The organism is Streptococcus iniae (assembly GCF_030732225.1).
Classification (GTDB): Bacteria; Bacillota; Bacilli; order Lactobacillales; family Streptococcaceae; genus Streptococcus; species Streptococcus iniae.
On the sequence record NZ_CP132230.1, the window covers coordinates 544,627 to 558,447 of the forward strand.

Sequence of the window (13,821 nt, forward strand, 5' to 3'; positions counted from 1 at the left end):
GATCTGTGTGCTCCACCCCATCATTTACTTTCTTTCTTCTGCTTGTTATAATGTAGTCACTATTTTAAAAGCATGCTAGCATGCTTTTTTGTGTGGAAAGGTGGGCTTATTTTGGGTGATCGGATTGGTTTAGTTCCTTTTAAGGAGAAGTTGCGTGGTGAGGTTTTGCGTGGTTTTCAAAAGGCAGCTATTTTTATTGGATTGAGTTCTTTCTTGGTTTTGACGGCCTTTATTTTTTTGGTGCAATTTAGCCAATTGGTTGAGGGACGTCGGACCATAGTCACTTACTTTGAAGGGATTAATCTTAAGAGTGATCAAATCTTTGAGCATTTGGAAAGGCGAGGGATCGAGAAGTTTTTGGCTGGTCGTTTGGAAGAGCGCGAGATGTTTCGGCAGATTTATCAAGAAACAGGTAAGCTCCCATTTCGCTCAGCCCTTTCTATTTATCAGCCAAATGGAGACTTGCTTTTATCAACAAAATTGCCTAATCGTGATGGTTTAAGCGACGACTCTTATGTTAAAATTGCTTTGAAAAATATTAAAGAGGCATCTGAATACCGGATTAGCAAAGATTATCAGGGGAACCGATATTTACTTAAAATCAAGCCTATCTTAAAGAACAAACGAGCGATTGGTTATTTGGTTCTCTATCTAGATGGTAATGATTTTGGTTCTGGTCTGAAATCAGATTCTACCCAATATATGATTACAGATACCTATCAAAATCTCTTTAGTTCAAACAGTGTCAGCACAAGTTCTCAGGTTCTTCAAAAAATCGATGACAGCCAGTTGCTAGCTTTCATAACCATCAGAGATGGCAAGCTCTACCTCAATAACCACCTAAACCTCAGTGATCATCTGATCCTCTATTCTTATATCTCAGTGGTGCCTCTGTCTTATTTGATAGGGTTTACCTGCTTATTTGCTCTTGTCATTATGCTTATTCTTATGATTTTGGCCAGACGCTTGTCCAATAGAATTGCCCTCCATAGTAGTGATAGTGTTGACCTTCTGGTTTTGGAATTGAACAGGATTGTCAATGGTTATAAAACGACTGTTGATGTAACTACTGATGACGAATTTGGATACTTGGCAAGAAAAATCAATAGCGTTTTAGACACCCTTCACAGATTATTTAACCAGACCTTGAAGTCGGAAAAAGAAAAACTTGTTTTTCAACGTAAACTTTTAGAAGCTCAATTCAATCCTCATTTCCTCTATAATTCTTTGGAATCAATCAAGATTTTAATTGATATTGACCCTCAAAAAGCACAGCAGATGATTTTAGCTCTCAATAGGGTGTTAAGGTATAGTATTGCTTCTAATTGTGATGATGTTGCTTTAGCAGATGATTGCGACATTATTGAAGATTATCTGACGGTCAATCAGATTCGCTTTAATGAACTGGATGTTCATTTGAATTATGCTAAGGATTTGGAGCACCTGATAATTCCCAAGCTCTTTTTACTGCCTTTAATTGAGAATGCTCTTAAATATGGTCTGCAAAATAGGCATGATTTAAGGCTTTCTATTAGGGTTTGGAGTGATGATCTAGCCATCTATTTTTCTATTTTTGATAATGGTCCGGGTTTTAGTGAGACATTTCGTCAACAGTTTTCGAATTATATTAAAGAAGGGGGCACTGAGCACGGTCTTGTGAATTCTTACAGTAGGTTAGCCATGTTATACCCTAGTGCAAAGATAAGGCTTTGCCATAGGGATCATATGCAGGGCGTAGAATTACAATTTGAAAGGAAACAAGCATGTTACGTATGATTATCGTCGAAGACGAGCAATTGATAAGAGATTGGCTGGCTCAGGTTTTGGACTATGAGCAGTTAGGGATTGCGCTTTTGGCGACAGCAAGAGATGGGCAAGAAGGTTTGGACTTGATTAGGAACTGTGCGCCTGACATTGTTTTGACGGATATTATGATGCCTAGGATGACGGCTTTTGATATGTTTGAGGCGAGTAGGGATTTGACTTATGACAAGATTATTTTGTCTTCTTACAGTGATTTTGAGCATGCTAAGAGGGCTATGCGATATGGGGTTTCTAATTTTTTAGCTAAACCTCTTGATGTGGAAGAGCTAAGAGATACGCTTTGGCAGTTGTCATTGGACAAGAAACACCAGAACAATAAGTTGATGTCAATTCAAGAAGAAGTGGCTATTCCTGGGATTGAATTACCGCAGATTGATCATGAGAATTGGTCTGCTTTAGTGATTGAATACCTGCATCAAAACTACAATAAAGCTATCTCAACAGAGGAAATTGCTAGAAACTTTGGTTACAGTGAGAGTTATTTGTATAAAAAAATCAAGGAAGAATTAGGCATTACTTTGAAGGACTATCTTAACCGTTATCGTGTAAAGAGGGCTATTCAGTTAATGCTTAGTGATTCGGACTCAAAGGTTTATGAGGTTGCACTTGCTGTTGGTTTTTCGGATTACAACTATTTTGGTAAAGTTTTTAGGCGTTACACAGGTTTGACCTTTACAGAATTTAAAGAGAATTTTACTCATAAAGGATAGAATTTTCCTATAAATAAAACGCTTTCTTTTATAAAATGGGGGTAATCAAAATATAAAGGAGCATGACAATGCGTAACAAATTCTTTTCTTTACTCGTCGCTTCAACAACAGTTCTTAGTTTGGCGGCATGTGGATCAAAACAAGAAGCTAAAAAAGAGGATAAGGGCAGTGATAAACTGGTTGTTTACTCTCCCAATTCAGAAGGCTTAATCAATGCGACAATTCCAGCTTTTGAGGAAAAATATGGGGTTAAGGTTGAATTGATCCAAGCAGGTACTGGGGAACTCTTTAAAAAAGTTGAGAGTGAAGCAAGTAAACCAGTTGCTGATATTGTCTTTGGAGGTTCTTATACTCAGTATGCTCAACATCCTAGTTTATTTGAAAAATACACTGCAAAAGATAATGACAAGGTGATTAAGGATTATCAAAATACAACTGGCTATTCAACACCATACACCTTAGATGGTTCTGTTTTGATTGTTAATCCTGATTTGACAAAAGGCATGAAGATTAAAGGTTACAAAGATTTATTGAACCCTGAGTTGAAAGGCAAGATTGCAACAGCAGACCCTGCTAACTCATCAAGTGCTTTTGCACAATTAACTAATATTTTACTTGCTAATGGTGGTTACGATAAAGACCAATCATGGTCTTATGTCAAAGACTTATTTACCTTGGTAGATGGTAAAATTAATTCAAGTTCTTCAAATGTTTACAAATCTGTAGCTGATGGTGAAATGGCTGTTGGTTTGTCCTATGAAGACCCAAGTGTTAAATTATTAAATGATGGAGCTAATATTAAGGTTATTTACCCAGAAGAAGGATCAGTCTTCTTACCTGCAAGTGCAGCAATCATTAAAAATGCTCCAAATAAATCAAATGCTCAAAAATTCATTGATTTTATTGTCTCTAAAGAAGCTCAAGATGCTCTTGGAACAGAAACAACTAACAGACCTGTTCGTAAAGATGCTAAAGTTAGCAAAAACATGAAATCATTGAAAGACATTAAGACTATTACGGAAGACTATGATTATGTCATTAAACATAAAGAAGATATTGTAAAACACTACAGTGACATCTTTGTTGATCTTCAATCAAAATAGGAGGTTATAGATGAGTCAGATTACCATCAAAAATGCTAAAAAAATCTATCATGACACACCTGTTATTGAAAACCTTAATGTGACCATTCCTGACGGTAGCCTATTTACCCTACTTGGTCCATCAGGCTGTGGTAAAACAACACTTTTGCGAATGATTGCTGGTTTTAACTCTATTGAGGGTGGCGACTTTTACTTCGGTCAAGAACGCATTAACCAGATGGAACCGAGTCGCCGTAATATCGGTATGGTTTTCCAAAATTATGCCATTTTCCCTCATTTGTCTGTTAAAGACAATGTGGCCTTTGGTTTAAAACAGCGTCGCATTCCAAAAGCAGAATTAGAAGAACGTGTCGCTAAATACCTGAAATTAATGCAGATTGACCAATTTAAAGATAGAAAACCAGAAAATCTTAGTGGTGGGCAACAGCAGCGTGTCGCTTTGGCGCGTGCTTTAGCTATTAGTCCAGATGTTCTTTTGATGGATGAGCCCCTAAGTAATTTGGATGCCAAACTAAGAATTGATATGCGTCAAGCCATTAAAGAAATTCAAAAAGAAGTTGGAATTACAACGGTTTATGTTACCCATGATCAAGAAGAAGCTATGGCTATTTCAGATCAGATTGCAGTTATGTACTTGGGTGAAATTCAACAAATTGGCAAACCAAAGGAACTTTATCACCGTCCAAGCAATGAGTTTGTAGCCACCTTTATTGGCAGAACAAACATCATTCCTGCTCAGCTATTACACGATAGTGGACAAGCCTATCTTCAATTTTTAGACGGATTTAGAATCTCCTATCCGGCTCTTAACCACCTTGAAGATCAAGAAGTCCGCGTCAGCATTAGGCCGGAAGAGTTTGTTCGAAGTGTTGATGGCCCTATTGAGGCTGTGATTAAAGATAGCACTTATTTGGGGCTAAATACAGAATATATTCTTGAAACTGGCTTCGCTGATAGAATTCAAGTGACTGAAGAATCCACTTTGGATGAAGATTTTGGGGCAGGAGATAAGATTCGATTAGCTATCAATACGCAAAAAATAAATGTTTTCACAGCGGATGGTAAGGTGAACTTGTTGGAGGGTAACTAGATGAAAAAATCCCTTCAGAATATGAATATTTGGCTTTTGTCCTCCTTAGTTATCTTTATTTCTTACCTACTCTTTCTGATTTACCCTATTGTTACGATTTTGAAGCAGGCGCTCTTTGTTGATGGCAAATTGTCTGTTGCAAATTTCTTAGCCTTCTTCTCTAAAGATTATTATTTTGAAACCTTGTTTAATAGTTTTAAGGTTTCGGTGATGGCAACTCTTCTTTCTTTGATTGTGGGGACGTTGCTTGCTTATTGCTTTGCCATGTTCCAGTTCAAGGGCAAGAAGTATCTACAAATCTTAGTGATTATTGCTTCGATGTCAGCACCTTTTGTTGGGGCCTATTCATGGATTCTTTTGTTGGGTCGAAATGGTGTGATTACCAAGTGGTTAACAGCTACTTTTGGCCTTCCTAAGCTAGACATTTACGGGTTTTCAGGTATTGTTTTAGTCTTTACTTTACAGCTCTTCCCCTTGGTTTTCCTCTATGTTAGTGGTGCCTTAAAGAGCATGGATAATTCTTTGCTTGAAGCTGCAGAAAGTATGGGTGTTAAAGGGACTAAACGTTTGACGAAGATTGTTTTGCCTCTTTTAGTACCAACCCTCCTAGCAGCCGCACTCTTGGTCTTTATGCGTGCTTTCTCAGACTTTGGAACACCGATGCTTATTGGTGAAGGCTATAGGACCTTCCCAGTTCTTGTCTATTCCCAATTTATTAGTGAAGTGGGCGGGAATTCAGCTTTTGCTTCGGCCCTTGCTATTATTGCCATTACTATTGCTTTGATTATTTTCTTGGTGCAAAAGTATGTGGCTCAAAAAAATAGTTTTAGCATGAATTCTCTACACCCGATTGAAGCTAAAAAAATCTCTGGTTTGCAAAAAATTCTTGTCTATACAGGGGTATATGGTGTGATTGGTTTAGCTGTTTTACCACAAACCTATTTGATTTACACCTCATTTTTAAAGACCTCAGGAATGATTTTTGTGCCAGGCTATTCCCTAAACAGTTATCGACAAGCCTTTGACCGTATGGGGACAAGTATTTTAAATACCTTGAGAATTCCTTTAATGGCTTTGGTTTTGGTCTTGATTTTTGCTACATTTATTTCTTATTTAAGTGTTCGAAAGCGTAATCCATTTACATCTTTGATTGATAGCATGAGCATGATTCCTTATATTGTTCCTGGAACTGTAATGGGGATTGCCTTTATCACAGCCTTTAATACAGGAATTGCTGGTTCAGGTTTCTTAGCAATCATTGGAACTTCTTTTGTAATGGTCATGTCATTAGCAGTGCGTCGCCTACCTTATACCATTAGGTCATCAGTGGCTTCCTTGCAACAAATCTCGCCAAGTATTGAAGAAGCTGCTGCAAGTTTAGGAAGCTCACGCCTCAATACTTTTGTGAAAATCACTATTCCCATGATGATGTCAGGCATTATTTCAGGAGCGATTCTCTCTTGGATTACCATGATTTCAGAACTCTCAACCTCTATTTTGCTTTACAACATTAATACAAAAACGATGACCGTTGCTATCTATACCGAAGTCTTACGAGGGAATTACGGCATAGCTGCAGCATTATCTACAATTCTAACAAGCTTCACAGTCTTATCTCTCTTACTCTTTATGAAAGTTTCTAAGAGCGACAGCATTAGCATGTAATAACATCAAAACTCAGCCTTGAAAAAGACTGAGTTTTTTTGCCGGTCAGTTGTAGCATATTTTCCGAATAGAAAGTTACAGATAATAAATCCATAAAAGTAACATTCCTTCATCTCAGCTTTTCTTTCTTCTTCATGTTATAATGATAGTTAGAGAGTGTTAAGGAGTGGCGTATGAGAGTTGTGACTTATGGTGTGGTGTCAACGGCACAGGTAGCACCAAGATTTATTGAGGGTGTTCGCTTGGCAGGTAATGGTCAAGTGTTAGCGGTGTCTAGCCGTTCTTTGCCTGTTGCCCAGGCTTTTGCAAGGACACATGACATTCCAAGAGCTTATGGGAGTCTTAGGGAGATGCTTTGGGACCCGGATATTGATGTTATTTATGTTGCGACGGTTAATAAAGAGCATTATTCTGTGGCTAAGCAGGCCCTCCTTGCAGGGAAACATGTCCTTGTTGAGAAGCCTTTTACGATGACTTATGAGCAGGCCTTAGAACTCTTTTTGCTGGCGCGGGAGCAAAAACGGTTTCTTATGGAGGCTCAAAAATCCGTTTTTATTCCTATAACACAACGCATCAAAACTGCTATCACATCAGGTGACATTGGGCGGGTTATTTCAGTCACTTCACAAACCGCTTATCCCAATATTTCACATATTTCTTGGTTTGAAGACTTGGAGTTAGGTGGAGGTGCCCTACGTTTAATGGGGTCCTATCCCTTAACTTATTTACAGTATCTTTTGGACTGCCCTATTGAAAAGGCCAGTGGTATTGCCACTTTTTCAGAAGGAAAGAGTGATCAACAAGCTAAATTGATTTTAGAAATGGCAAGTGGTGTCCTTGTTGATGTTTTTTTAACCACTAAGCTAAATCTTGATCATAAATTAACCATTCGTGGCGACAAGGGTTCTCTTGAAATCCCAAGCTTTTGGAAAACAACCATGGCAACTCTAATCAAAGAAGATGGTAGCAGAAAGTTGTTAGAAGCACCAATGGACAGTGATTTCACCTCAGAAGCTTATCATGTCAGTCACTTGATAAGTAAAGGCGAATTAGAAAGTCCTATTATGACAGCACAATTAACCCTATCAGTTGTAAAAATTATCGAAGACCTTTACAAATCATGGGGGAAAGCTTAATAGTGATGAAGACCTTTCTTGATAGAGAGGTCCTTCATTTCAGTTATTTAAATGGAGGAAGTAGTGGCATTAAGGCAAGTTCCCTTAAAACAAGACTATGTCGATAAGACAAAATTAGCAGATTTCGGCTTTAAACAAGAAGGGCAAACGCATGTTTTTTCCACGTTGATTATGGAGGAGGCTTTTCGTGTTGAGTTACAAGTCAACTCTGAAGGGGACCTTTTTAGTCGTGTCATTGACAATGATTTGCAAGAGGATTATCTTCCAATCTGGGTTAAGAGCGCAAGCAATCCCTATGCCAAAAAAGTTAGAGCAGCTTATCAGCAAGTGATAAGGTCTTTTAGGACGTCTTGTTGCAAGCATCTTCCTTTTACGTCAGATCAGATGAATCGAATCAATCAGAAAATCATTAAGCGGTACGGGGATGTTTTTGATCAGCCTTTTGAGAAGGGAGATTCTTATCGTTCTTTTCGTGTTGCGGGTAAGTGGTATGCCCTAGTTTATAGCTTGGATGTCTCGAAATTAGTAGGGATTCCAAAGACTAAAGCAGGTCAAATCTTACAGGTGGCTAATGTAAAGGTGAACGCAAAGCATCTGGATTCCTTTTTGGCCTTAGATGGGGTTTACCCGGCTTACCATATGTCTAAGAAGTCCTGGGTGACAATCCTTTTAGATGATAGTCTCTCTGATGCTGTGGTGTGGGATTTTTTTGATAATAGCAGAGCTTTGGTTGCACCATCTTTACTAAGTAATCCTAATGGTTCTGATTATTGGATTATTCCAGCTAACCTAAAGTATTATGATATTGATGCTGAATTTGCAGCAAGTAAGGAAATTCTGTGGACACAAAAAGCTGGTATCAAAGCAGGTGACTATGTTTTTATTTACATCACCGCCCCAACTAAAGCTATTAGATATGCCTGCAAGGTTTTAGAGGCTAATCTGCAAAATAATGGCTACAGGAATCGTGATGGCATTGATTATCTGATGCGATTGGAATTACTTGAGCAATATACAGATGATAAGATTCCCTTTGACATCATGAAAGTGCATGCGGTGACTGCTGTTCGAGGTCCAAGGAGAATGAGTCCGCAATTAAGAGCGTTTTTAGCTGAAAAAGAGTATTTTAAAGAAAACTAGTGTATATAAGGAGAATAAGATGACACTGTTTATTGCAGATGACAGTTTCTGGGATTTGTTTCCAGATGCCCAATTGGGGGTAATATTGCTAAAAAATTATCAAGCTGAGCAAACGTCGCCTATAGAGATTAAACGTCTTTTGCGCGATAGTCATGATTTGGCCTTGAAACACTTGCCTGAAGACAATTTCACTGACAATCAGGTGATTCAAACTTACCGTAAAGCCTATCAACAATTTAAAACCAAAAAAGGTGTGCGCTCTAGTATTGAGGCGCTTTTGAAACGGGTGAATAATGGTCAAGAAATTTCCTCCATAAATCCTTTAGTAGATATCTACAATGCAGCCAGTCTTCGTTTTGGTTTACCTGTTGGAGCAGAGGATAGGGATACTTTTGTTGGAGATTTAAGGTTGACCATTACAGAAGGTGGCGATGCGTTTTACCTAATTGGTGATGATAACAATAGTCCGACCCTTCCAAATGAGCTTTGTTATAAGGATGATAAGGGTGCTGTTTGCCGTTGCCTTAACTGGCGTGACGGGGAGAGAACCATGATTCGACCTGAAACAACCAATGCCTTTTTGATTATTGAGCTACTAGATCCAAATAAGGCTGATTCTTTACAAGAGGCATTATCGTTTATTGAAGAAAATAGTAAGACTTATCTAAAAGCGAAGACCCAGGTTGAGATATTAACACAAGAAAATCCAACTATAAACTTGTAACGAAAACAGCGACTGTGGCTTAGCCACAATCGCTGTTTTATTTATTACTGAAGAAGAAAGGTGGGGTGTAATGACTAAGTGTTTCATAGCAGGCTTTTGCAGCTTGATTATCTTCACAGATGATTAAGCAAGTGTCATCACCACAAACTGTGGCGACAATTTCAGGAATTTGCATGGCATCCAAGATAGATCCAAATGATTGGGCAAGCCCAGGCAAGGTTTTGAGGACAATTTGGTTTTGCACCACTTTGAGCATGACAAGAGCATCTTCCATGTAAAACCTCAAGCGATGTTCCCAACGGGTTTGTGAGATAGAGAGTGTTTCGTAGTGGGTTTCATGACCATTAGAGACTTTAACTAAGTTGAGTTCTTTCATGTCTCTTGAAAGTGTTGCTTGCGTGATGTCAATTCCATTTTTTCGCAAGCGTTCTTGCAATTCTTGTTGTGTATGTATTGTCGTCTCAGAGATGAGCGATCTTATTAGCTGATGTCGGGTCTCTTTCTTATTCATTCGTCATTTTCCTTTAATTCAAGCAGTTTAAACCGAGTATATCAAAAAGCCTTGCTACTGTAAAGTTTTTTTAGAAACGCTTACAAAAAAGCCTTGTTTTATGCTAAAATAGAAAGAGATGTTGAAAAAGGAGGAGCAGTTTGATTAAACGTGAAGACTATCAATACTTGCGAAAATTAGATGATTTTAAACATTTTTCAATCGAAGAATTTGATAAAATAGTTGGTCTAATGGAACGCCGAAAGGTTTCAAAAGGGCACATCTTATTTTTTGAAGGCGATAAAAGAGATAAGCTTTTTCTAGTCACTGATGGTTATTTTAAAATTGAGCAAAGCGACCAGTCAGGGGCTTTTGTTTACACGGATTTTGTTCGTCATGGTACCATCTTCCCATATGGTGGCTTATTTACAGATGATAGTTATCATTTCTCTGTTGTCGCAATTACAGACGTTACTTACTATTATTTTCCAGTGGACTTGTTTGAGCAATACTCACAAAATAATACCAAACAAATGTTACATTTATACAGTAAGTTATCACGCTTATTGGAGTTACACGAATTACGCGTTAGAAATTTAATCACTTCAAGTGCAACTGCTAGAGTAACTCAATTATTAGCCTTATTATTAGTAGAGATGGGTAAAAAAGATAACACTTTGCCTTTCCAATTAACTTCGTCAGATATTGCAAGTATGAGTGGAACCACTAGAGAAACGGTAAGTCATGTTTTGAGTGACCTAAAAAAGAAAAAACGTATTAGTATAAAAGCCAAGTATATGACCTTTCTAGATAAGGATTATTTTTTACAGTTTACAGAATAAAAAGCAAAAAAATGATCATTTTTTTTGCTTTTTTTTATACTTTTTTTAAATTTTATAAAAAACATTATTTGCGCATAAATGTATATAGTTTACAAGAAAACGAATACAATTTTATTTTTATAAGAAAATGCCCTTTAAAATGTAAACGATTACACAAAAACAACGTGAAATTTCTCCCATTTTTTTCGAATAAATAAGATAGACTAATAGTGTAAGCAAGAACTAAGAAATCTTGACAAGTGAATTCACAAAATTTATCAAAAGAAAGAGGTAATTCTTATGACTGCTAAATCACCGATTCATGTTTATTCTGAAATTGGAAAACTAAAAAAAGTGTTGCTCCACAGACCTGGTAAAGAAATCGAAAACTTAATGCCAGATTATTTGGAAAGACTATTATTTGATGATATTCCATACTTAGAAGATGCTCAGAAAGAACATGATGCATTTGCTGATGCGTTGAGAAATGAAGGCGTTGAAGTTCTTTACTTGGAAAAATTAGCTGCAGAATCATTGATTAATGAAGAGATTCGTGAACAGTTCATCAATGAATATTTAGATGAAGCGAACATTCGTGGACGTGAAACTAAAAAAGCTATCCGCAAGTTGTTGATGGCCATTGAAGATAACCAAGAATTGATTGAAAAAACAATGGCAGGTGTTCAAAAATCTGAACTTCCTGAAATTGCTGAAGATGCAAAAGGGTTAACAGACCTTGTTGAATCAAGTTATCCATTTGCAATCGATCCAATGCCAAACCTTTATTTCACACGTGACCCATTTGCAACAATTGGTGATGGTGTATCACTCAACCATATGTTTGCTGAAACACGTAACCGTGAAACATTATATGGCAAATACATCTTCACTTACCATCCAGTATATGGTGGTGGTAAGGTTCCTATGGTTTATGACCGTAATGAAACAACACGTATCGAGGGTGGTGACGAGTTAGTTCTTTCTAAAGATGTGTTAGCAGTTGGTATTTCACAACGTACAGATGCTGCCTCTATTGAAAAACTATTAGTTAATATTTTCAAAGAAAATCTTGGCTTTAAAAAAGTATTGGCATTTGAGTTTGCTAACAACCGTAAATTCATGCACCTAGATACTGTATTTACAATGGTTGACTATGATAAATTTACCATTCACCCAGAAATTGAAGGCGACCTTCGTGTTTATTCTGTTACATATGAAAACGAAGAGCTTCGTATTCATGAAGAAAAAGGCGATCTTGCTGAGCTTCTAGCAGAAAACTTAGGAGTTGAAAAAGTAGAATTAATCCCATGTGGTGGTGGTAATCTTGTAGCAGCTGGTCGTGAACAATGGAACGATGGCTCAAATACTCTAACCATTGCACCAGGTGTTGTTGTTGTTTACAACCGTAACACAATCACAAATGCTATCCTTGAATCTAAAGGATTGAAATTAATTAAAATTCATGGAAGTGAATTAGTTCGCGGTCGTGGTGGACCACGTTGTATGTCAATGCCATTTGAACGTGAAGATATCTAAAGCTTATGGTCAGATTAATTGTCGGTAACCAACCCTTTCAAAGAGCAGCAAGCCTCTACATTCGATTTTCAGTCTTTGTTCTTGAACGGAAGATCAAAATGGAAGACGAATGTGATGCCAATGACAACTGTAAAACTATTTATGCCGTTCTTTATGATGGCAATCAGCCAGTTTCAACCGGGCGCTTCCTTCCCGAGACTACTGACCAAGCCAGATTAACACGAATTGCAACCTTGAAGGACTATCGAGGTAAAGGTTATGGAGGAAAAGTCATTCAAGCATTAGAGCGACATGCCCGAGCTGAAGGTTATACAAGACTAGTCATCCATGCAGAACTGACAGCAAAGAGCTTTTACGAAAGTATTGGTTATCAACTATTTGGCCATGAATATGAAGAAGACGGAGAAATCTGTCAATCACTAGCGAAAGAATGGAGCGTGTGCTAATGCATTTTTGGACACTATCTGCCATTATCGGTGGATTCTTAGCTATATATTTATACAAACAATCTCAAAATAAAAAGTAATTAAAAGGAGAACAAGATGACTCAAGTATTCCAAGGACGTAGCTTTCTAGCAGAAAAAGATTTTACTCGTGAAGAGTTTGAATACCTCATTGATTTATCAGCACATTTAAAAGATCTTAAAAAACGCGGTATTCCTCATCACTATTTAGAAGGCAAAAATATTGCACTTTTATTTGAAAAAACATCAACACGTACACGTGCAGCATTCACAACAGCAGCTATCGATTTAGGAGCACACCCTGAATACCTTGGTGCAAATGATATTCAACTTGGTAAAAAAGAATCAACAGAAGATACTGCAAAAGTTCTTGGCCGTATGTTTGATGGGATTGAATTCCGTGGTTTCAGCCAACGCATGGTTGAAGAATTAGCAGAATTCTCAGGTGTTCCAGTATGGAATGGTCTTACTGATGAATGGCACCCAACACAAATGCTTGCTGACTACCTCACTGTTAAAGAAAACTTTGGTAAACTTGAAGGCATTACATTGGTTTACTGTGGTGATGGACGCAACAATGTTGCCAATTCATTATTAGTTGCTGGTTCATTAATGGGTGTTAATGTTCATATCTTCTCTCCAAAAGAACTCTTCCCAGAAGAAGAAATTGTTAAATTAGCTGAAGGCTACGCTAAAGAATCTGGCGCACACATTCTTGTGACAGACAATGCAGATGAAGCTGTCAAAGGCGCAGATGTTTTCTACACAGATGTTTGGGTATCAATGGGTGAAGAAGACAAGTTCAAAGAACGTGTTGAAATGCTTCAACCATATCAAGTTAATATGGATCTGATTAAAAAAGCAAACAACGAAAATCTTATTTTCTTACATTGCTTACCAGCATTCCATGACACTAACACAGTTTATGGTAAAGACGTTGCAGAAAAATTTGGTGTTTCTGAAATGGAAGTTACTGATGAAGTCTTCCGCAGCAAATATGCTCGTCACTTTGACCAAGCTGAAAACCGCATGCACACAATCAAAGCAGTTATGGCAGCTACTCTAGGTAACCTCTTTATCCCTAAAGTATAAGTCATAAAACCAAACGTTAACTACTA

At 37.6% G+C, this 13,821-nt stretch carries 13 protein-coding genes; 12 read left to right on the forward strand and 1 reads right to left on the reverse strand.

The annotated features are described in order from the left end of the window. Positions 1-111: 111 nt before the first annotated feature. The 8 genes from Q9317_RS02740 (at position 112) to Q9317_RS02775 (ending at position 9,392) form a co-directional block, all read left to right on the forward strand. Positions 112-1,776 carry a sensor histidine kinase gene (locus tag Q9317_RS02740; RefSeq protein ID WP_003100964.1) on the forward strand — a complete coding sequence of 555 codons (1,665 nt, stop codon included), beginning with the start codon at positions 112-114 and terminating at the stop codon, positions 1,774-1,776. After that, positions 1,764-2,534 carry a response regulator transcription factor gene (locus Q9317_RS02745; RefSeq protein WP_003100966.1) on the forward strand — a complete coding sequence of 257 codons (771 nt, stop codon included), beginning with the start codon at positions 1,764-1,766 and terminating at the stop codon, positions 2,532-2,534. The genes Q9317_RS02740 and Q9317_RS02745 overlap by 13 nt, the downstream gene beginning before the upstream one ends. A 68-nt stretch (positions 2,535-2,602) precedes the next feature. Beyond that, entirely contained in the window at positions 2,603-3,637 is a 1,035-nt protein-coding gene (locus Q9317_RS02750) for an extracellular solute-binding protein (protein ID WP_003100970.1), read from the forward strand. 10 nt (positions 3,638-3,647) lie between these two features. Continuing rightward, entirely contained in the window at positions 3,648-4,727 is a 1,080-nt protein-coding gene (locus tag Q9317_RS02755; RefSeq protein WP_003100971.1) for an ABC transporter ATP-binding protein, read from the forward strand. Next, positions 4,728-6,392 carry an ABC transporter permease gene (locus Q9317_RS02760; RefSeq protein WP_003100973.1) on the forward strand — a complete coding sequence of 555 codons (1,665 nt, stop codon included), beginning with the start codon at positions 4,728-4,730 and terminating at the stop codon, positions 6,390-6,392. A gap of 173 nt (positions 6,393-6,565) precedes the next feature. Continuing rightward, positions 6,566-7,528 (forward strand): Gfo/Idh/MocA family protein, encoded by a 963-nt coding sequence (locus tag Q9317_RS02765; RefSeq protein ID WP_003100974.1) that lies wholly within the window; start codon positions 6,566-6,568, stop codon positions 7,526-7,528. A 51-nt stretch (positions 7,529-7,579) separates the two neighbouring features. After that, positions 7,580-8,668 carry an MmcQ/YjbR family DNA-binding protein gene (locus Q9317_RS02770; RefSeq protein WP_051009475.1) on the forward strand — a complete coding sequence of 363 codons (1,089 nt, stop codon included), beginning with the start codon at positions 7,580-7,582 and terminating at the stop codon, positions 8,666-8,668. A gap of 19 nt (positions 8,669-8,687) precedes the next feature. After that, entirely contained in the window at positions 8,688-9,392 is a 705-nt protein-coding gene (locus tag Q9317_RS02775; RefSeq protein ID WP_003100977.1) for a B3/B4 domain-containing protein, read from the forward strand. A gap of 37 nt (positions 9,393-9,429) precedes the next feature. Here Q9317_RS02775 and argR read toward each other — a convergent pair whose 3' ends face one another. Then, complete coding sequence (gene argR, locus Q9317_RS02780) at positions 9,430-9,903, reverse strand: arginine repressor (protein ID WP_003100979.1); 474 nt, start codon at positions 9,901-9,903, stop codon at positions 9,430-9,432. 140 nt (positions 9,904-10,043) lie between these two features. On the opposite strand from argR, the gene Q9317_RS02785 reads away from it, so the two are divergent. The 4 genes from Q9317_RS02785 (at position 10,044) to argF (ending at position 13,795) form a co-directional block, all read left to right on the forward strand. Continuing rightward, positions 10,044-10,724: a Crp/Fnr family transcriptional regulator gene (locus Q9317_RS02785; RefSeq protein WP_003100980.1), complete on the forward strand. Its 681-nt coding sequence runs from the start codon at positions 10,044-10,046 to the stop codon at positions 10,722-10,724. Between the two features lie 279 nt (positions 10,725-11,003). Further along, positions 11,004-12,239, forward strand: coding sequence for an arginine deiminase (gene arcA, locus Q9317_RS02790; protein ID WP_003100981.1), 1,236 nt, complete (start codon positions 11,004-11,006; stop codon positions 12,237-12,239). Between the two features lie 5 nt (positions 12,240-12,244). Then, positions 12,245-12,685 carry a GNAT family N-acetyltransferase gene (locus Q9317_RS02795; protein WP_003100982.1) on the forward strand — a complete coding sequence of 147 codons (441 nt, stop codon included), beginning with the start codon at positions 12,245-12,247 and terminating at the stop codon, positions 12,683-12,685. 96 nt (positions 12,686-12,781) lie between these two features. Continuing rightward, the gene (gene argF, locus Q9317_RS02800; protein WP_003100983.1) at positions 12,782-13,795 is read left to right on the forward strand and encodes an ornithine carbamoyltransferase; all 1,014 of its coding nucleotides are present in this window, start codon (positions 12,782-12,784) and stop codon (positions 13,793-13,795) included. The last annotated feature ends 26 nt before the right edge of the window (positions 13,796-13,821 follow it).

Excerpts from the sequence above, each read along its gene's own strand:
- Q9317_RS02745 (WP_003100966.1), top strand. The coding sequence starts at position 1,764 with ATGTTACGTATGATTATCGTCGAAGACGAGCAATTGATAAGAGATTGG.
- Q9317_RS02750 (WP_003100970.1), top strand. The coding sequence starts at position 2,603 with ATGCGTAACAAATTCTTTTCTTTACTCGTCGCTTCAACAACAGTTCTT.
- Q9317_RS02755 (WP_003100971.1), top strand. The coding sequence starts at position 3,648 with ATGAGTCAGATTACCATCAAAAATGCTAAAAAAATCTATCATGACACA.
- Q9317_RS02760 (WP_003100973.1), top strand. The coding sequence starts at position 4,728 with ATGAAAAAATCCCTTCAGAATATGAATATTTGGCTTTTGTCCTCCTTA.
- Q9317_RS02765 (WP_003100974.1), top strand. The coding sequence starts at position 6,566 with ATGAGAGTTGTGACTTATGGTGTGGTGTCAACGGCACAGGTAGCACCA.
- Q9317_RS02770 (WP_051009475.1), top strand. The coding sequence starts at position 7,580 with ATGGAGGAAGTAGTGGCATTAAGGCAAGTTCCCTTAAAACAAGACTAT.
- Q9317_RS02775 (WP_003100977.1), top strand. The coding sequence starts at position 8,688 with ATGACACTGTTTATTGCAGATGACAGTTTCTGGGATTTGTTTCCAGAT.
- argR (WP_003100979.1), bottom strand. The coding sequence starts at position 9,903 with ATGAATAAGAAAGAGACCCGACATCAGCTAATAAGATCGCTCATCTCT.
- arcA (WP_003100981.1), top strand. The coding sequence starts at position 11,004 with ATGACTGCTAAATCACCGATTCATGTTTATTCTGAAATTGGAAAACTA.
- Q9317_RS02795 (WP_003100982.1), top strand. The coding sequence starts at position 12,245 with ATGGTCAGATTAATTGTCGGTAACCAACCCTTTCAAAGAGCAGCAAGC.
- argF (WP_003100983.1), top strand. The coding sequence starts at position 12,782 with ATGACTCAAGTATTCCAAGGACGTAGCTTTCTAGCAGAAAAAGATTTT.